Genomic DNA, 19,318 nt, shown 5'->3' with positions numbered 1-19,318 from the left:
ACTGCCTGGCATAGACCTGTGCTTACGCTCTCAATGTGTTCATCTCTCAGGAGCGTTGTGAGAAGGCCTGAGTTACGTCCGTTCTCTTATGTGTGTCTGGGTCGTCTGGTCTGTGTTTCGTCGCTGAACGCGCTTTTCTGGCCTGTCTTCAGATATGTGTTTTCCAAGATCCGTTGTTTTTTGGGTTTGTCTGGATCAAAGGTTTACATTTTGGTCTGAAAAACTGGTTTTGAGCCGAAATCTGTCAACTTAGTGTAAACCTTTGGCCTGATTTTGGGGTGTTTTTGAGGTCGAAAAGTTTACATTCCGTCGATCCCGAGAGTTCGGATGTAAACTTTTTTCAACCTTTTGCAACCATTGAGGTTGCGAGGAATCCACATTGCGAAGAGCAATTTGAAACGCACCTTTTCTTTTGTCTGTAATCCGGTAGCTATCAAGAAGACACTGAAAGAGAAAATTTGGCGAGCAATGATAACGAACGGTCACGTGGACATTTCGCGCTTTCTTGAGCGCTGTGTTTCGATTGACCTGGAAGTGGATCCTAAGTCCGCTCGGATATTCGCATTCGCTGCCACAACGAACGATGATTCCCGACCCGCTCTAGTTGAAAAAAGCAGCTCCGCCTCAGCACTGTCGCACCTCGACACATATTGTAAAGGTTTCGACAGTATCATCGGCCACAACATCTTGCACCACGACCTGCCTCACCTGGCCGCTGCTGCGCCTCGCTTTGCCGCCTTGGCAGAGGCACCAATCGACACACTCTGGCTCAATCCTTTGGCCTTCCCGCGCAACCCCTATCACCATTTAGTCAAACACTATCACGACGGACGGTTGCAATCGGGTCATGTCAACGATCCCGAAAAGGATGCACGTCTAGTCTTCGACGTTCTGCAAAACCAGATCGAGGCGTTCGCCAAGCTAAACACCGCGACCCCAGATGCGCTGGCAGCCTATCATTTCCTTGCCACACGCCCCCCACGCAGCGGAGGGTTTGACGCACTTTTTACTGCTGTGCGTGGCATTAGCAGACCCAATGAACAAGAGGCTTTTGACGCCGTTCGCCGCCTTTTGGCTGGACAGGTCTGTTTGCATCGGCTTGAACAGACTCTTAGTCGGATGGAAAATCCTAACCTCGCCTGGCCCATGGCCTATGCCTTGTCGTGGATTTCGGTGGCTGGCGGCGACAGTGTCATGCCACCCTGGGTCCGAATGCAGTTCCGCGAGGCTTCACTGATTGTGCGCCACTTGCGAGAGGCCGCCTGTAACGATGCCGCCTGCCAGTGGTGTGTCGAAAACAACGATCCTAAACGCGCGCTTGATCGCTGGTTTGGCTTTCCTTCTTTCAGACCCGAACCCGTGGACGAATTCGGTCAACCCTTGCAGGAACGCATTGTGGCTGAGGCGATGGCAGGAAAAAGCGTTCTGGGCATTCTTCCGACCGGAACTGGCAAGTCAGTCTGCTATCAGATTCCAGCCCTTTCGCGGTTCGACAAGACCGGTGCGCTGACCGTCGTCATCTCGCCGCTTGTCGCACTCATGGCCGATCAGCTGCAGGGTCTGGCGAGAGCCGGGATATCCTCGGCCGTCACTATCAACGGTCTGCTGTCGCTGCCGGAAAGGCATGAGGCACTGGACAAAGTGCGCATGGGCGATGCTGCGATCCTGCTGATTTCACCCGAACAACTCCGCAGTACAGCGGTTCGAAGTGTGCTGACTCAACGAGAGATCGGCCTCTGGGTGCTGGACGAGGCACATTGCATTTCAAAATGGGGCCACGATTTTCGACCAGACTACCGTTATGTGAGCCGGTTCATAAAGGAAAACTCAGGCGATGCCCCAGCTCCGATCCTTTGCTTGACAGCCACCGCCAAGCCAGAAGTCGTGCGCGACATAAGGGAGCATTTCAAAACTCGATTGGGCCTGGACTTGGCCCTGCTTGATGGGGGTGCGTCGCGCTCGAACCTTTCCTTCGAGGTGCGCGAAACGCAACGCGCCACTAAACTGTCCGATATTTTGAACGCAATCGAACAGGGATTGCCGGCCTCAGGTGCCTCGGGTGCCGTAGTCTATTGCGCGACCCGCGGCGCGACGGAACGCGTGGCTGAATTTCTCAAGCAACAAGGCGTGAGCGCAGAGCGGTTCCACGCCGGCCTATCGCCTGAAGAAAAGCGCGAGATTCAGGAAGAGTTCCGCGTGGGCGAATTGCGGGTGATTGCAGCCACCAACGCCTTTGGCATGGGGATCGACAAGCCCGACATCCGCCTTGTGGTGCACGGTGATGTGCCAGGTTCGTTGGAAAACTACCTGCAAGAGGCAGGCCGTGCCGGACGCGACCGAGACCCGGCCAACTGTGTGCTGTTGTTCAACACCGAAGATGTCGAGCGTCAATTCAGCCTTTCGGCCCGTTCCCGCCTTGCCCGGCATGAGATCGGAGCAATCCTAAATGCTCTCCGGCGGTTGGATGGGCGCACCCGGGACGAAGGAAAGATAGTCGCGACGCCCGGCGAGATCGTCCGCGAGGAAAAGGACCACGAATTTGTGCGCGACAGCGCGACCGATGATACACGCGTCAAAACCGCCATCGCCTGGCTTGAAGAGGCGAGCCTTCTACGGCGCGAAGAAAACAACGTGCAGGTTTTCCCCGCCTCGCTGCGTGTGCGCAGTCTGGAAGCGGCAGCCGCGATATTGGATGGTCCTGATATCACCGGCACGCGGCGTAAGCAGCTTCTGGATATCGTGCGCCACATCGTCAACTCTCCGGCGGACAAGGGCGTTTCCACCGACGAATTGGCCGGGGTAAGCGGGCTTTCGACCACCGCGTTGCGCAAAGCGCTGTCTGATCTTGAAGCATTTGGCATTGCCAGCGATGATACCAATATCACCATCTTCGTTCATTGCGGTGTCGCTGATGCCTCGCAGGCGCGACTAGAACAGGCCGCGCGGCTCGAGGAGAATCTTGTCGCTCTGATGCGCGAAATGGCCCCCGATGCCGAGCATGCAGAGCCAATCCCATTCAACCCTTCTGATGCCTGTAATGAACTGCGACAGCTGGGCCATGGCGAGGTGCGTCCGGATCTGGTCGAGACCCTGCTGCGCGGCATGGCACAGGATGGACGCGACATGGAGGGGGGGCGCGGCAACATCTCTTTACGCAAATCAGCACATGGTAGCATCCTTGTGCGGTTGCAGCGGTCTTGGGACGTGACAGCTCAAACCGCCGAGTTGCGCCGTCAGGGTGCACAGCGCTTGCTGACACATCTTCTGACCCTTGTGCCCAAAGGCATACGTGGCAAGGACCTTCAGGTCGAAACCACGCTGGGTGCAATGCTGTCCTCTATCACCGGCGATAGCCTTTTACGGAACGCCGTGAAGGACCCAAATCGCCTAATGGATCGCGCCTTGCTGTGGCAACATGAACAACAGGTTCTGACGCTAGGCCGAGGGCTGTCCGTTTTCCGCCCCGCCATGACAATGCATCTCAGACCCAAGGGTGGTGGTTTTACTGTCAAGCACTTCGCTCCGCTTGAGGAGCACTATACCGAACAAACGATCCAGACCCATGTAATGGCTGCTTACGCGGAAAAGGGGCTGGAGAACATCGAAACAGCGCATCGGCTGGCCGACGACTATTTCGTGCTGGAACAGGACGCATTCATGCGCCGATGGATGCCTGGGCGCGGGACAGAATTTCGACGTCAGGCAACTGGGGCCACCTACAAAGCCATCGTCGAAGATCTGGGAAACCCGGTGCAGCAACAGATTGTGCGCGACGACCGCGAACAAACCAACGTGCTGGTGCTGGCAGGGCCGGGCTCGGGCAAAACGCGTGTTTTGGTCCACCGCATAGCCTATCTTCTTCGTATCAAACGTGAGGACCCGCGCGGCATTCTTGTGCTGGCTTACAACCGCCACGCGGCAGCAGAAATACGTGAACGCTTGCGTCGATTGGTTGGCGATGATGCGGCAGTTGTTACCATCTCGACAGTTCACTCGTTAGCTATGCGGCTGGTCGGCGCCAGTTTTGTGGGCGCGCAAACAACCGACACGCCTGATTTCAAGGGCCTTTTGACACAGGCTGCGGCCCTGCTGCGCGGCGATGGTTTGAGCAGGCATGAAGCCGAGGCGCTGCGTGACACGCTGATTCAGGGCTATCGCTGGATTCTGGTCGATGAATATCAGGATATCGGCCCCGATGAATACGCGCTGATTGCTGCCGTGGCAGGGCGCACTCTGGACGATCCGGATCTGCGGCTCAGTCTCTTCGCGGTGGGCGATGACGACCAGAATATTTATGCCTTTTCCGGCGCCTCGATCCGCTACATTCGTCAATTTGAGCAGGACTACAACGCAAAACCGGTTTTCCTGACTGAAAACTATCGTTCTACCGGCCACATTATCAGCACCGCCAACGCAGTGATCGCGGGGGCCGTCGCGCGTATGAAACTGGGCCATGATATCAGCGTAGATCATGCTCGGACAAAGGCTGACCCAGGTGGGCCGCTGACCAAATTGGACCCAGTCGCGCAAGGTCGCGTGCAAATCCTGGAATGTCCCTCAGGGAATGACTCGCAGGCCATGGCCGCATTGGAGGAACTAATCCGGCTGTCTCGACTGGACCCTGATTGGACGTGGTCACGCGCCGCTATTATCTCGCGCGATTGGCGTAAGCTGATACCCGTGCGCGATTTTGCCGAAAACTTCGGTATACCGGTTGAAATGGCAAACGAAAACATGCCCAGTCTCTGGCGCATGCGCGAGATGCAGTCGTTTGTCAAAGCCCTGCGCGAGACACCTACTGAGCTATATACTCTGGAACGGCTGACCAACCTTCTCAACACCATTTCCACTTCACGCTGGACAGATCGGATTGGCGAGGGGCTGGGTCTTCTGGCACGCGAAGTGGGCGCGCGTAGCCTGCCCGTTCCCGACATCATCGAATGGTTCGCGGAATGGGCACGCGACAGTTGGGGCGAACAGCGGGGGTTGAAACTGCTGACCGCACACCGCGCAAAAGGATTGGAATTTGACGATGTGGTCATTCTGGATGGCGGATGGGAACGCCCATCGCGATCCGAGGATCAGGACGCCCCCCGCCGCCTGTTCTATGTTGCCATGACCCGTGCCCGCCGCAGCCTTGTAGTAATGAGCAACGACAATCATGAATACTTGCCAACAGGAGCACCTTCGGTTCTGACCCGTCGCGTTACGCCTGACATGATAGCATTGCCCGGTCCCCGCCGCTTTTTTCGGGCAGCTGAGGCGAGGATGGTTGATCTGTCCTATGCTGGACGCCAGCGCCCGGGTCACGCCTCTCTCATCGCTATCCAAGAGGCCCGCGTCGGCGATACTGTAACGTTGGTAAAGGATGGCGACTTTTGGTTGCTACGCGACGAAAAAGGGCGTGTGCTTGGCCGTATGTCCAAATCCTTTTCTGCACCTCCAAACACCAAATTTGAGCGCGGAGAAATCGCAGCTATCCTTTCATGGCGAAAAGAAGACTCTGGGGAAGCATTCCACCACACGCTCCGCCGCGATGCATGGGAGGTGGTTTTGCCGGAGCTCGTGTTTGTGTCCGTCAACTAGGACTTCACCCAAAAAATTTTACGTCTTCAGAGGGATCCGGCGAAGCTCAGAACTTCAACCATTCCTCACCGCCGTCACGCCATGCATTTTCATCAAGCTCTCCGAGAGCTCGCGTATGCGCCGCAATAGCTGCACTCGCCGTAGGGTCGGCTCAGGATCACTTCCGTTGCTCACGTCACGGAGGAACCGCAACCAGGCGCGCTCATTCAATGTCAGGACATCTCTCTGGTCATACATGGCTCTTACCTCCCGAAGATAGTCTTGATCGTCGTCTCTGACCGGCTGGTCGGCCGAGGATCGGTGTTGTTGGAGGCCTTGCGTATTGCTTTCAGCCAGCCAAGTTCATTCGACGTGACAGGTTCTCCGAACACCTCGACAACTGCCTCAGCTGCAGTCAGGCCGATCGACTGCTCAATTGCGAGGCGCATAAGGTAGGCAGCGTCGCATTCCAAAGCTTTCGCCAAGGCCGGGACGCGATCCAGTGCCACCTTGGAACTACCCTGTTTAATTATTGTGATCATGTTCGGGCTTACATATCCCACCTGCGCTGCGATCTCGGCCTGGCTCTTGGTTGGTTTCAGTTCCAGCACCCTGCGTTCGACATACTTGGCCATCCGGGTTTCTTCATACGGTTTTTTGGTCATCGCAATCTTCTCAAAAGTGACGCAGCACGTGCTGCATGTTTTCTCTATAGCGATGATGACAATGGGAAGTTGCGACAGGAAAAAATCAATCAGAGTAAATGTTTAGCCATTTGGTAATAACCCATTCTAAGGCGGCCCATCTATCCGGGCGGAAAAACAGAAGTCTTTTTTACTGTTCCATAGACAAAGCTGGTATCGATCGAGGCTATCCCACCGATCGGATGAATTCGGTGGCGAATAAATTCCTCGTAGGCCTCGAGATCCGATACCAAAACCCGCAATTGGTAGTCCATTGCCCCGGTCAGCACATGGCATTCAAGAACTTCATCGATCATCCGAACGCGTTTCTCGAAGTTCTGAACGTCCGTTTCGTTGTGTCGCTCCAACCTGATGCGCACGAAGACGGTAATGGCCATCCCATACGCGGCAGCGTCAACGTCGGCGCTGTATCCCTTTATCACTCCGTTGGCTTCAAGGTTTTTGACCCGGCGCAAACACGGTGACGGAGACAAGTTCACCTCATCGGCAAGATCCTGGTTCGTCATGCGCCCGTCACGTTGCAGCGCTCGAATGATTTGCCTGTCCTTAGCGTCCACTTCGCCCTCATCCTTAGCAGAATCTGCCAACATTTACCCTTATGTTGGCATACTTTGAAATCATTAGCCCGAACTCAAGGCGCAAACTAGCTTCAACATGATTCAGGAGCTTGTAATGACTCGTTCAACCGGATTTGCCACCCGCGCCATTCACCACGCTTATAACCCTCTGGAAAATGACGGCGCGCTGACACCACCGCTGCATTTGACGTCCACGTTTACCTTTGAAACCGCAGAGGCTGGTGGAGAGATGTTCGCCGGCGAGCGTGAAGGTCATATCTACAGCCGTATTTCAAACCCCACATGCGACCTTCTTGAACAACGCATTGCCGTGCTTGAGGGGGCCGAGGCCGGTCTGGCACTCTCAAGCGGCATGGGGGCGATCACGGCAGTGCTTTGGACCCTGCTGTCGCCAGGTGACGAAGTCATCGTGGACAAAACGCTCTATGGCTGCACCTTCGCCTTTATGCGCCATGGTTTGGCGAAATGGGGGGTTACGATCACACATGTAGACATGACAGACCCTGAAAACCTTAAAGCGGCCGTTTCCGGCAAAACCCGCGTTGTCTATTTCGAAACTCCGGCCAATCCGAACATGCGCTTGGTGGACATCGCCGCCAGCGCCGCAATTGCGCATTCGGTCGGTGCAACGGTCGTCGTCGATAACACTTATGCCAGCCCGTATCTGACCCGCCCGATCGAGCGCGGCGCAGATATCGTTCTACACTCCGCTACCAAATACCTTGGCGGGCATGGCGATGTGGTTGCCGGCCTGGTTGTAGGTGCCGCCGAACAGATCGCTGAGATCCGCCTTGTCGGGATGAAGGACATGACCGGCGCGGTAATGGCCCCTTTCAACGCGATGCTGATACTGCGTGGTCTGAAGACACTGAACCTGCGTCTGGATCGTCACTGTGCATCCGCCAAGGTCGTCGCAGGTTTCCTCGAAGCACATCCTGCCGTCGGCGAGGTTTATTTCCCCGGGCTTGAGAGTTTCGCCCAGCATGATGTCGCACAGCGCCAGATGTCCCAACCCGGCGCAATGATAGCGTTTGAAATCAAGTTCGGCCTGTCTGGTGGGATTGATTTCATGAACCGTCTGAACATGATCCAGCGCGCGGTGTCCCTGGGCGACGCGGAAACCCTGATCCAGCACCCCGCATCCATGACGCATTCGACGTATACCCCGGAAGAGCGGGCCGAGCATGGGATCAGCGATGGCCTGATCCGCCTGTCCGTCGGGCTGGAGGATGTCGAGGACATCCTTGCAGACCTAGAGCAAGCTTTGCCTTACCCTGCTCGCAGCGCCGCCTAAACCCGGAGACCAACATGCACATCGATCCCACCCAACTGAAGATCGTCGAACAGCGCCTGTTGTGGTTGTCTCATTGGATGATCCACCATGCCAACCATGTCCGACCAAAGGTGGATGGGATCAAAATCGGTGGCCATCAGGCTTCGTCTGCTTCGATGGTATCGATCATGACCGCGCTCTACTTCTCGGCCCTACGCCCTGAGGACCGGGTCGCAGTCAAACCCCATGCGTCGCCAGTATTTCACGCGATGCAGTATCTCATGGGTAATCAGACCCGTGAGAAGATGGAGAATTTCCGCGGATTTGGCGGTGTGCAAAGTTATCCAAGCCGGACAAAGGATATTGATGATGTTGATTTCTCGACCGGGTCTGTGGGTTTAGGTGTCGCGATCACCTCGTTTGCCTCGATCATTCAAGACTACATCAAGGCCAAAAGCTGGGGTTCAGACGCGCCAATGGGTCGTATTGTAGCCCTGGTAGGCGACGCCGAACTGGATGAAGGCAACGTCTATGAGGCATTACAAGAAGGCTGGAAAAACGACCTACGAAACACGTGGTGGATCATCGATTACAACCGACAGTCGCTGGACGGTATCGTCCGGGAAGGACTGTTTGAACGGATCGAGAAAATCTTCGATGCATTCAGTTGGGATGTCGTGCGTGTTAAATATGGGGTTCTTCAACGCGCGGCCTTTGAAGAGCCCGGCGGCGACCGCCTGCGTGATTGGATCGACGCTTGCCCCAACCAGGATTACTCCGCTTTGACTTTCATGGGTGGTGCGAATTGGCGACAGCGCCTCATGGACGATCTGGGGGATCAGGGCGATGTGACTGCTTTGATCGAACGGCGCACGGATGCAGAGCTCGCAGCCCTTATGGAGAACCTCGGCGGCAACTGCGTCGAGACCATGGCCCAAACATTTGCCGACATCGATCATGATCGCCCAACATGTTTCCTGGCCTACACAGTCAAAGGATGGGGCACCCCCATTGCAGGCCACAAGGACAATCACGGCGGGCTGATGAACAATAGCCAGTTCGCCGCGTGGCAGTCGCATATGGGTGTGCCGAAGGGCGAAGAATGGGAGCCGCTTGCAACAGTGCAGAACCCAGAAAAGCTCAAGGATTTCCTTGCAAATACGCCTTTCTTCGCCAAAGGTCCGCGCCGCTATTTTGATGATAAGTTGGATGTGCCGCCAATCGGGATCGACACCAGTCGCGAAATCTCGACCCAGATGGCGTTTGGCAAGATCCTTGACGATCTGTCCAAAGGCAACAGCCCATTGGCCGAGCGCATAGTGACAACCTCGCCAGATGTGACAGGCACGACAAGCCTTGGTCCTTGGGTGAACAGGCGCAAGCTATTTGCCCGAGCCGAGCAAGCCGACGCCTTCATAGAACACCGGATCCCATCAACCGCAAAATGGGAATTCACGCCGGAAGGGCAGCATATCGAGCTTGGTATCGCCGAAATGAATCTCATGTTGATTCTTGGGGCGGCGGGTCTGTCGCATTCCCTGTTCGGCAAGCGACTGATCCCAATTGGCACCGTCTATGACCCCTTTGTCAGCCGCGGCCTCGATGCGCTGAATTACGCCTGTTATCAGGACGCGCGTTTCATTCTGGTTGGCACACCATCGGGAATCACTCTCGCCCCCGAAGGTGGAGCACACCAATCCGTTGGAACACCGCTCATCGGGATGAGCCAAGACGGGCTGGCGGCTTTTGAACCCGCCTTCGCCGACGAGCTGGCAGTAATCATGGAGTGGGCCTTTGACTACATGCAACGCGACGGCGAAGGGCAACCGGATGAGCGCACCTGGCTGCGCGATGAAACCGGAGGGTCCGTCTACCTGCGCCTGACCACCAACTCGATTGAACAGCCCGGAAAACGTGTTGACGTCGAGTTCCGCCAAGGTGCCATTGATGGGGCCTATTGGTTACGAAAACCCGGGCCCAATTGCGAAGTTGTAGTCGCCTATCAAGGAGCAGTCGCGCCAGAGGCAATCAAAGCCGCCGGTATGATTGGTGAAGGTCGTCGCGACATTGGTGTATTGGCCGTGACATCCGCAGATCGCCTGAATGCCGGATGGACCGCCGCGCAACGAGCGCGTTCTCGCGGTAACCAAGCGGCGCGCTCCCACATCGAAACCCTGATGTCCGACCTTCCGCCACACTGCAAGCTCGTCACCGTTATCGATGGTCATCCTGCAACTCTCTCCTGGCTTGGGGCGGTGCTTGGACATCAGACTATCCCCATGGGCGTCGAGCATTTTGGTCAGACCGGAACGATCGGCGATCTATATCGCCATCACTGTATTGACGCAGACGCTATCCTGGAGAAAGTGAATGGCCTGACACATGGCAGGACCCTTCACCGTGCATAATTGGGTTGGATTTGGGCAATAATGTAGAGAGCAAACCAGCACTGAACATAGACCAAGATAACTATTGGGCCATGTAGAGAGTGCTCTTAGGTTCAATGAACCTGCCGAACCCGAACTTGGCTGGTTTGATTGGAGAAGACGCCAAGGAAACAGGGCTCCTTTGGCAAAAAATCAATAACTTGGCTCTCTGCACCTGTCTTCGGGAGGCAGGGGTCGGAGGTTCGAATCCTCTCACTCCGACCAATATCACCTAACAGACTAACAAATCTAAACGGTGCAACCGCGTCTCTATTAAAGATGCGTTTGCTGTTCGGCAATAAGTTTGGCCGAGAGCGATCTGCTCATCGCGTCCGTATCAAAAACCAAGTTTTTTAACATCCGTTCCAACCACTGCAATGCGCCCGAGGTCAGAAGAAACGTCTCGGGCACCGTCACCCATTCAGCAATCCAAACGCCACCGGATCGTTCGTGTTCATGCAGGGTCAGTTCGCCTATTTGCTCGGCGCGTTGGCGCCCAAGGCGGGCTACGGCTTCGCCGAATTCCGATGCACGTTGGTTTCGTTTGTGGGCCATCGCGGAAGACGCGCCTTGACCAGGTTCCTGAACCTCAAGGAATTCTCCGATGTCAGACGACGACAACTGATTGACGTTATGTGCAATTTTACAAAGCGTCCCGCACAGCACACCTAGGGCAGTGATGATGTCAGCCACCCCGTCCCGCGCATTCTGCCAATGAGGCTCGACCACATTCAGTCCAAGAGATGCGGCGATACCTTGTTTGATGCGCTGACCGGTCCCGTTTTCATAGCCACGCAAATCGCCAACAGGTCCACCAATCTGGACATTCAACCCACGTCCTGACGCATCTTTCAGCGCCTGTGAACGACGTTCAAGTTCCGATCGCCAAACCAAAAGCTTTGTGGCCAGCTGAATCGGCACTGCGAATTGCCCGTTTGTGCGACCCATCATCATTGTGTCGGGATGAGAAGAAATATGATGATCAATGGCCGCGATAACGCCATCCAGAGCGTCTTGAACAAACTCTAGCCCCAGCTTCATCTGCAAAGCCATCGCAGTATCCATAATGTCCTGTGTGGTAGCACGGAAATGCACATAGGCGGCGTATTCCGGAAGGAGGGTGCGCATCTGTTTAACCAATCCGAAAATCGGGCGACCGACAAACATCATTTCCTCTTGCAGATCGGGCTTGTTAAGATCGCAGATTGACAGGGAATTTATTGCCTTCGCCGCCTCAGCTGGGATCACGTTGGCCATTGCCTGATGCTCGGCTAGCACCTGCTCCACGCGCAACCAGGCCGAGATGACTGTATGTTCCGACCAGATGGACCGCATGTCGGCGCTGGAAAAACAATCCCGGTAGATACCATAATCAAGCATCTCCAAGCCCTCCTTGTGCGATCCGGCGCTCTTTGACGATGCCGCGAATTCGGAATGCCATCGCCGCTAGCCCGACCAGCAGGAACGCAAGCGCGATGGGGCGCTCCACAAAGACCAACGCCCCACCTTCGGACATCAGCAACGACTGGCGAAAGGTTTCTTCCGCGCCTTTGGCCAACACAAAAGAGATGACGAATGCGGCAACATTGAAATCAAATTTGCGCATCAGCCAACCGGCGAAACCTGCAACTGTCATGACGGTCACATCAAACATCGACCCACGTGCGGAATAGGCAGCCACAAACGAGGTCAGAAAGATCAGCGGATAAAGAACATTGGTCGGTATCTTCAGGATCAACCGCGCAACCTGCGTAGCCCCGAAATAGCCGATCAGACCGTAGGCAAAAATGCCAAGCATTCCACAGGCGAACAGTTTATAGACCAGTTCCTTATCCGTAAGGAACAGGGTCGGGCCAACCTGAATGCCGTGGATCAGGAAAACACCCAGCAGGATTGCACCGATGGTTGAACCCGGAATACCAAGCGTCAACAGAGGTGCCATTGATGGGCCGGAAACCGCGTTATTGGCGGCCTCGGGCGCGGCCACGCCTTCCAGCGCGCCCTTGCCCCACATTTCCGGGTTTTTGGCGCGGCGCTTGCCTTCACCGTATGAGATGAACGCGGCAATGGCTGAACCCAGTCCAGGCAGAACACCGATGCCCGCACCGATGAACCCGCCTCGGAAAGCGTGCGGCAGGCAGGGTTTGTACTCTTCCCATGTCAGAGTGTTTCCGTCCGCCGTGCTTTCGTTCTCTTTGGTGTCACCCGTGGCTTTGCGCCGGGTTTCAAGCTGTGCAAAGACCTCACCCAGAACGAATACGCCGATCATCAGCGGCACAAGACCGATGCCGTTGGACAGCTCGAATGAGCCGAACGTATAGCGTTCTTCGCTTGAAATCGGATCCAGTCCGACCATTGCAATCAGGATGCCCATCAGCGCCGACGCCAAACCTTTGACGATGGAGTTTCCGATGACCGATCCAATCACCACAAAGGCTGCAAAATAGATGGCGAAGGTTTCCGGCGGGCCCAGTTTCAGGGCAATGGCCGCAATGAAACCGACGCCAATGACCAATAGAATGTCACCCATCAAATCCCCGATGATCGATGAGATTGTCGCCACCTTCATCGCTTTGCCCGCCTTGCCGGCGCGTGCCAGCGGATAGCCGTCAATCTGGGTCGCCGCGCTGGCCGCAGTACCGGGCGTATTGAACAGGATCGCCGCAATCGACCCGCCATAGCGGCCGGATTTTCCGATCACATAAAGAAAGGCGAGCGCAAAAATCGGCGACATGTAAAAGGTAATGGGCAACAGCATGGCAATCGCAGCCGATGCCGTGAGGCCGGGCGTGGCACCCACGATCATGCCAACAACCGCAGCAAGGACAATTGCAAACAGCAGCGTGGGGTCTGTGATAACCGAAAGAAGTGCGGGAAAGATTTCCATAGTGGATTACCCCTGAATCCAGCTCAGCAGATCGAAAACCTCGCCATAGGGAGGGTAGACGCCGAGCAGGACAAAAAAGATGAGATGGAAGATCAGCGGGCAAAGGATGACAGACAAGGTCAGCCCGATCCGGCTGCGCACACCGAAAAAGTAGAGGACAAGTGGTGCGACAATGGCCGTTGGCAGTAAGTAACCGAACCAGCGGAAGGATTGTTGATAGATCAGAGCAATGATGAACAGGCCAATGATCTGCAAGGCCGCGCCATTATCTTGTGCGTAGCTCGCTCCACCCGTCGTCTGACGTGCTGCACCCGCCAGCATAAGGCCCGAGAGAAACAGCAGGGCAACTGCGGCAGAGAACGGCACAATCCCGGCCCATGTATCCCCTGGAGATGCCGCAGGCACCTGCCAGGCGCCCCAGATGGCAAAAATCGAAATGAGGGCAAGCACCAGACCTTCTGCATAGGCACGCATGACGATCCTCTTTATTTTCCGTCGTTAGAATTGGGCCGGGGGATGATCCGCCGGCCCCAGGAGCTTTAGTTGGTCAGGCTTTCAACCAAGGGGGTGGCGTCTTCTTTCATCGCCGAAAGCGCCGCCTTGGCCTCCGCACCGCTCTGATAGACCGGGCCGGTCCCGCGTGAGGCGAGAAGTTCGGCGAATTCCGGCTTGGCAGCGATCTGTTCGAGCGCGGCCTCCATCGCGGCGACCACCTCTGCAGGCGTCCCTTTCGGAGCAAACACGATTACTGGCGAGGATACTGCAGCAAATGGAATACCCAGCTCCCCAAAAGCGGGCACCTCATTCATAATGCCGTCACGCTCCTGACTGTTGACCGCCAGCGCGCGCAGTTGTTCTTCAAAACCTGCCAGTTGCTGAACTCCAAGGAAGCCGAAATCAGCCTGTTCACCGATCAACGCGGCACGGGTCGGCCCGCCCCCTTTGAACGGCACATCCTGAGCTTCGATACCGTTATTGGCCAAAAAACCCATGCCGCCAACGTGATGGAAACCACCGCGGCCCGAATGAGCCCACCGCAATTGGCCGGGGTTGGCCTTAGCGGCATCGATCACATCCTGAACGGATTGAAAGGGGCTGTTGACCGGAACCATTAGCGAAGTCTGCAACTGGCCTACCTGTGCAACGAAGTCAAAGCTTTCCAATGCGTCGATATCGGTATCGCGGGTCATGGTCGACAGCAGGAACGACCCCCCCGACGTCATCATCATAGTGTACCCGTCAGGACGCGCGCCAACGACTGCATTGGCACCGTTCAAACCACCCGAACCGGGTTTATTCACAACTACCACAGGCACGTCCAGAATACCTTCGGCAGCGGCCGAGATAGCGCGCGCATAAGCATCTGTGCCGCCACCCGCCTTGTAGGGGACAACAAGGTTGATCGGGCGTTTCGGCCAATCCGCGGCAAAGCTTGCTGTAGCTGTGGCGGTGACGGCAACTGCCGCGATGGCAACACCAAGAAGAGTTCTGCGTTTCATGAGTAACCTCCCAATTTCACTTGGGATCAAATTACGCGATTTCTTCAATTGTAAAAAATGCAAAGGTGTTATCTACTCTTGCAAATTATGAAAGAGTAGAAGGATGAATATCAAAGCCCTACGCGCGTTTCGCGCTACTTTGTCCGAAGGATCCCTTGTCGCCGCCTCTGAGATCCTCCATCTCAGCCAACCTGCTGTCAGCCGTTTGATCACCGGGCTTGAGGCCGAGCTGAAATTGACGCTTTTTGATCGCGGTGGCCGCAACCTGACGCCGACGCCGGAAGGGTTGGCCTTTTACAAAGAGGCCGGCAGGATTCTGGACAATCTTGACGAAGTTCCGCGCATCGCAGCCGAGATCAAAGCGGGGCGCACCGAAACGCTCCGCATTGTGACGATGCCCCGGATTGCACAATCCCTGTCCGCGCCTGCGGTGGCACGGTTCATGCAAGAGAACCCCAGCACCAATGTAAACCTGGATGTCCGGGCAAGACGCGAGGCGGGAAAATGGCTGGCCGGGCGGGAATACGATATTGGAATTGGGGCGTTGCCCGTCGATCATCCCGGCATCGTCTCCAAACCCCTCTTCCGAGTAAAAGCGCAGGCGGTTTTGCCCGCAGGCCATCCGCTTTCATCCCGAAGTCATTTGACGGCGGACGATCTTGCCGGGGAACCCGTTATACGTCTGATGCATGGTCTGCTGTTGCGGGATCAACTGGACGACTTCTTTCGTTCCGCCGGTGTGACGCCCAGACAAACCTGCGAAGTCGCCGCCTCGCAGCTGGCTTGCGCGCTGGTGGCAGAGGGCGCGGGTATCACGATCGCGGATGAATTGGTGGCCGCTCAGGTCGCGTCCGCAAACCTTACGCTTGTTCCCGTGGCCCCAGAGCGGTGGATGACCTTTGGGCTGCTCTATCCGGTTTCCGAAACAGGGTCTAAAACTCTGCCGCTGTTCGAAAAGGCCTTGTTCGACGTCGTCAACGAATTGGCACAGCAGAGTGAGACGCTTGAACCCACCAATTAGAGCAACCTCAGGAACCGGACATTGGCGACAAAGGGTCGTCCGATATGCGAAATGCGCGGCGGTATCTTGACGGTCCGATTGCCGCGGGGTCTCAAGTAGCTCGGTCCTTTAGCGGCGCGGCAACTGAACCCAGTATGGTATCGGCATGAGCGTATGCGCGCCCACCAGCGTTCCTTTGCCTTGACTGCAAGTAGCTTTTCGCCGATCCACCAATTCTCGCATTTTCTCCGTTGTGCCATAGTTTAAGATGCGGCCCATCGCCACCACTCTGGTCCGGCAGAGAATCAGTTACTAAAGGCCCTGTACGTGAATATTGAAAACCGCATGACACTGCCGCCTCGCCATGAGTTGCGAAATGTGCGCAATCGGGGCATTACTTTCCTGGCCCTGGCGTTTCTGTTCAGCATCTTCGTTAACCTTCTGATGCTGACCGGGCCTTTGTTCATGCTGCAGGTTTACGATCGGGTCCTGGGCTCGCGCGCTGTGGAAACGCTGACAGCACTGTTTTTGCTGGTAGCCCTGCTATATGGCCTTATGGCGATGCTGGATTTTGCCCGCGGCAGAATCGTGGCTAGATTCGGTGCCCGGTTCCAGTCTGAACTGGATGAACGTGTGTTCGACGCCACCCTGCGCCGATCACTTTTTCCACAAGCACGGTCCGCTCCGGCCACGGCATTGCGCGATCTTGAGTCGATTCAGAACCTGTGTGCCTCGCCCGTTCTATTGGCGGTGATGGATATTCCGTGGACACCAGTATTTCTGGCAGCAATCTTCTTGTTTCACCCGTTGCTAGGCTGGTTGGCCGTGGCGGGCGGGAGTTTGCTTATCCTGATCGCCTTGTTGAACCAGTGGCTAACCCACAGCAAGGTGGCTTCAGCACAAAGGGCGTCGGCCCAGGCCAACGCGTTTTCCGAACACGCAAGACAAGCGGCCGAAGTGGTGCGATCGCAAGGCATGCAAGAGGACATAACCCAACGCTGGCAGCGGCAGCGCACCAATGCCCTGCGTCAGACCATTGCCGCCAGTGACTGGACAGGCAGCTTTACCTCGCTGACCAAATCACTGCGGTTGTTTTTGCAATCGGCCATGCTGGCGCTTGGCGCCTGGCTGGTGCTACGCAACGAACTGACGCCAGGGGCGATGATTGCCGGCTCTATCTTGTTGGGGCGGGCGCTGGCACCCGTTGAGCAGGCGGTTGGCCAATGGGGTATGGTTGAACGGGCCCGCACGGCCTGGAGTTCGCTTAACCGGTTTCTGGATGCGACCCCACCTGAAAAACCTCGCACCAAACTGCCTGTGCCCGAGGCCCGGCTGACCGCAAAAAGCCTAACTGTCATTCCTCCGGGTGCAGACAAGCCGACGCTGCGCAATGTCGCTTTGCGGCTAGAACCAGGTAAAGCGCTTGGCGTCATCGGTAAAAGCGGCTCGGGGAAATCGACGCTGGCCAAAGCCCTTTTGGGCCTGTGGCAACCTGCCGCCGGGGAAATACGGTTGGGTGGTGCAACACTGGATCAATATGATCCCGACGATCTGGGCCAGCATATTGGTTACCTGCCGCAGGAAGTTACTCTGTTCAACGGATCCGTGGCTGAAAACATTGCCCGCATGTCGGAAAATCCCGACCCTGACGCGGTTGTAGCCGCAGCAAAAATGGCCAACGCGCATGATCTGATCCTGTCATTGAGCAAAGGATATGACACATTTCTGGAAGGCAATGACAGCCAATTGTCGGGCGGGCAAAAGCAACGTATCGCACTGGCCCGCGCCCTTTACGGCAACCCGGTTCTGTTGATTCTGGATGAGCCGAACTCGGCCCTGGATGCCGATGGGACCGAGGCGCTGAACGCCGCTGTTCGAGGTCTGAAAGAGGCCGGAAAATCAACCATCATCATGACCCACCGCCCTCAGGCAATTTCGGAATGTGACGATCTGGCCGTTGTCGAAAACGGGCAAGTTGTGAAATCCGGCACTCGGGATGAGGTGCTGGGTGCAATGGTACAAAACGCTGGCGCCATCAAACGCGGCCTCAGTCAGGTGAAAAAAGATGCAGGATAAGACGGGTAAAGACACGCGCCCGGTGTGGCACATCACGATACCAGCCTTGGTCGGTTTTGTGGCCTTGCTGATTTTGGTTGGCGGGCTTGGCATCTGGTCCGTGCAGACCCGACTGGCCGGGGCGATCATATCGCAAGGAACCATCGAGGTTCAAAGTAGCCGACAGGTAGTGGAACATCCTGATGGTGGCGTTGTGGGCGAGATTTTCGTACGCGACGGTGACGAAGTCGCTGACGGAGATATGCTGGTCCGATTAGATGATACGTTTTTGTCTTCGGAGAGAACCATCGTTGAATCTCAGCTTTTCGAACTGTTGGCGCGTAGAGCCCGATTGGTGGCAGAACGCGACGGTGGCGATGCCCCAGCCTTGGCAGCTCTGCTTGAAGAGATTCAAAAGCAGGATGATATCGACGCTGAACTGATTGCCGGTCAGCAACGATTGTTCGAGGCCCGTCTGGAAACACTGGACCAACAGACCCAACAATTGGGCAAACAGCGGGTTCAGATCGACAGTGAAATCGAAGGAACCGAGGCACAGCTAGTGTCCTTGCGTCGCCAGGTGGAACTGATTCAAAACGAGCTGAAGGACCAACAAGACCTGTTACAACGCGGTTTGACTCAGGCCAGCCGCGTGTCCGCCTTGCAGCGGGAAGAGGCCAGCCTGACGGGTGAGATTGGTAGGCTCGAAGCTGCTGTGGCTCGCCTGAAAGGTCAGATTTCAGCAACCGAGATTGAGATTGTCGAATTGACGGCCACGCGGCGGGAAGAGGCTATTACCGAACTGCGGGACGTTCAGACGCAGATCGCTGAGTTGGCTGAGCGACGTCTTTCTCTGGAAGAACGGCTATCAAGGTTGGACATTCGCGCACCCGTTGCAGGTACGGTCTATGGCAGTCAGGTTTTCGCCCTGCAATCGGTGATTCAACCAGCCGAGCCTATGATGTATATTGTACCCCAAGACACGCCGTTGCTGGTGGCAGCGCGCGTTGATGCGATCCACGTAGATCAATTGCATATTGGGCAACCAGTGGCGTTACGGTTCACGGCTTTCAATCAACGAGAGACGCCTGAGATTGACGGGCGGGTAGTCACCGTCTCGGCGGATACATTCACTGATGACGTAACTGGTCAGACCTTCTACCGCGCCGAGGTCGCCCCTGAAGACAATCAGATCGAGCGGTTGAATGGGCAAGCCCTGTTACCGGGCATGCCGGTGGAAACCATGATCAAGACCGACGAAAGAACCCCTTTGTCCTATATGGTCAAACCCATGGCCGACTATTTCAACCGGGCTTTCCGTGAATAATGGG

Annotated in this window: 12 protein-coding genes; 6 read left to right on the top strand and 6 right to left on the bottom strand. The window is 56.1% G+C overall.

Annotated elements, in window-relative coordinates:
* Positions 1–468: 468 nt before the first annotated feature.
* A complete protein-coding gene (locus tag ACR0LY_RS09070) occupies positions 469–5,586 on the top strand; it encodes a RecQ family ATP-dependent DNA helicase (protein WP_170350020.1) in 5,118 nt (1,705 codons plus the stop codon).
* Between the two features lie 242 nt (positions 5,587–5,828).
* Here ACR0LY_RS09070 and ACR0LY_RS09065 read toward each other — a convergent pair whose 3' ends face one another.
* Complete coding sequence (locus ACR0LY_RS09065) at positions 5,829–6,230, bottom strand: helix-turn-helix domain-containing protein (protein ID WP_170350019.1); 402 nt, start codon at positions 6,228–6,230, stop codon at positions 5,829–5,831.
* Between the two features lie 140 nt (positions 6,231–6,370).
* The gene (locus ACR0LY_RS09060; protein WP_174820500.1) at positions 6,371–6,859 is read right to left on the bottom strand and encodes an Lrp/AsnC family transcriptional regulator; all 489 of its coding nucleotides are present in this window, start codon (positions 6,857–6,859) and stop codon (positions 6,371–6,373) included.
* 82 nt (positions 6,860–6,941) lie between these two features.
* Here ACR0LY_RS09060 and ACR0LY_RS09055 point away from each other — a divergent pair, with 82 nt between their 5' ends.
* Together ACR0LY_RS09055 and ACR0LY_RS09050 are read left to right on the top strand one after the other, a co-directional pair.
* A complete protein-coding gene (locus ACR0LY_RS09055; RefSeq protein WP_170350018.1) occupies positions 6,942–8,141 on the top strand; it encodes a methionine gamma-lyase in 1,200 nt (399 codons plus the stop codon).
* A gap of 14 nt (positions 8,142–8,155) precedes the next feature.
* The gene (locus ACR0LY_RS09050; protein ID WP_170350017.1) at positions 8,156–10,528 is read left to right on the top strand and encodes a 1-deoxy-D-xylulose-5-phosphate synthase N-terminal domain-containing protein; all 2,373 of its coding nucleotides are present in this window, start codon (positions 8,156–8,158) and stop codon (positions 10,526–10,528) included.
* A gap of 291 nt (positions 10,529–10,819) precedes the next feature.
* Here ACR0LY_RS09050 and ACR0LY_RS09045 read toward each other — a convergent pair whose 3' ends face one another.
* From ACR0LY_RS09045 to ACR0LY_RS09030, 4 genes are all read right to left on the bottom strand, one after another.
* Positions 10,820–11,926, bottom strand: a complete 1,107-nt coding sequence (locus ACR0LY_RS09045; RefSeq protein ID WP_170350016.1) for a lyase family protein — start codon at positions 11,924–11,926, stop codon at positions 10,820–10,822.
* A complete protein-coding gene (locus ACR0LY_RS09040; RefSeq protein ID WP_170350015.1) occupies positions 11,919–13,433 on the bottom strand; it encodes a tripartite tricarboxylate transporter permease in 1,515 nt (504 codons plus the stop codon). Before ACR0LY_RS09040 ends, ACR0LY_RS09045 begins: the two co-directional genes overlap by 8 nt.
* 6 nt (positions 13,434–13,439) lie before the next feature.
* The gene (locus tag ACR0LY_RS09035) at positions 13,440–13,907 is read right to left on the bottom strand and encodes a tripartite tricarboxylate transporter TctB family protein (protein ID WP_170350014.1); all 468 of its coding nucleotides are present in this window, start codon (positions 13,905–13,907) and stop codon (positions 13,440–13,442) included.
* A 65-nt stretch (positions 13,908–13,972) separates the two neighbouring features.
* Complete coding sequence (locus ACR0LY_RS09030; protein ID WP_170350013.1) at positions 13,973–14,932, bottom strand: tripartite tricarboxylate transporter substrate binding protein; 960 nt, start codon at positions 14,930–14,932, stop codon at positions 13,973–13,975.
* Positions 14,933–15,035: 103 nt separating this feature from the next.
* Between ACR0LY_RS09030 and ACR0LY_RS09025 the strand changes: the two genes are divergently transcribed.
* From ACR0LY_RS09025 to ACR0LY_RS09015, 3 genes are all read left to right on the top strand, one after another.
* Entirely contained in the window at positions 15,036–15,953 is a 918-nt protein-coding gene (locus tag ACR0LY_RS09025; RefSeq protein WP_170350012.1) for a LysR family transcriptional regulator, read from the top strand.
* Between the two features lie 324 nt (positions 15,954–16,277).
* Positions 16,278–18,008, top strand: a complete 1,731-nt coding sequence (locus ACR0LY_RS09020; protein WP_170350011.1) for a type I secretion system permease/ATPase — start codon at positions 16,278–16,280, stop codon at positions 18,006–18,008.
* Positions 17,998–19,314, top strand: a complete 1,317-nt coding sequence (locus ACR0LY_RS09015) for an HlyD family type I secretion periplasmic adaptor subunit (RefSeq protein ID WP_170350010.1) — start codon at positions 17,998–18,000, stop codon at positions 19,312–19,314. Before ACR0LY_RS09020 ends, ACR0LY_RS09015 begins: the two co-directional genes overlap by 11 nt.
* Positions 19,315–19,318 lie beyond the last annotated feature (4 nt).

The sequence above is a fragment of the Ruegeria sp. BC5 genome (assembly GCF_056539205.1).
The sequence above is the reverse complement of the archived record's forward strand: the minus strand, read 5'-3'. Positions and strand labels throughout refer to the sequence as shown.

What these genes read in the sequence shown, in the direction of transcription:
- ACR0LY_RS09050 (WP_170350017.1), top strand. Translation starts at nt 8,156, where the DNA reads ATGCACATCGATCCCACCCAACTGAAGATCGTCGAACAGCGCCTGTTG.
- ACR0LY_RS09025 (WP_170350012.1), top strand. Translation starts at nt 15,036, where the DNA reads ATGAATATCAAAGCCCTACGCGCGTTTCGCGCTACTTTGTCCGAAGGA.
- ACR0LY_RS09055 (WP_170350018.1), top strand. Translation starts at nt 6,942, where the DNA reads ATGACTCGTTCAACCGGATTTGCCACCCGCGCCATTCACCACGCTTAT.
- ACR0LY_RS09065 (WP_170350019.1), bottom strand. Translation starts at nt 6,230, where the DNA reads ATGACCAAAAAACCGTATGAAGAAACCCGGATGGCCAAGTATGTCGAA.
- ACR0LY_RS09045 (WP_170350016.1), bottom strand. Translation starts at nt 11,926, where the DNA reads ATGCTTGATTATGGTATCTACCGGGATTGTTTTTCCAGCGCCGACATG.
- ACR0LY_RS09070 (WP_170350020.1), top strand. Translation starts at nt 469, where the DNA reads ATGATAACGAACGGTCACGTGGACATTTCGCGCTTTCTTGAGCGCTGT.
- ACR0LY_RS09035 (WP_170350014.1), bottom strand. Translation starts at nt 13,907, where the DNA reads ATGCGTGCCTATGCAGAAGGTCTGGTGCTTGCCCTCATTTCGATTTTT.
- ACR0LY_RS09040 (WP_170350015.1), bottom strand. Translation starts at nt 13,433, where the DNA reads ATGGAAATCTTTCCCGCACTTCTTTCGGTTATCACAGACCCCACGCTG.
- ACR0LY_RS09020 (WP_170350011.1), top strand. Translation starts at nt 16,278, where the DNA reads ATGACACTGCCGCCTCGCCATGAGTTGCGAAATGTGCGCAATCGGGGC.
- ACR0LY_RS09015 (WP_170350010.1), top strand. Translation starts at nt 17,998, where the DNA reads ATGCAGGATAAGACGGGTAAAGACACGCGCCCGGTGTGGCACATCACG.
- ACR0LY_RS09030 (WP_170350013.1), bottom strand. Translation starts at nt 14,932, where the DNA reads ATGAAACGCAGAACTCTTCTTGGTGTTGCCATCGCGGCAGTTGCCGTC.
- ACR0LY_RS09060 (WP_174820500.1), bottom strand. Translation starts at nt 6,859, where the DNA reads ATGTTGGCAGATTCTGCTAAGGATGAGGGCGAAGTGGACGCTAAGGAC.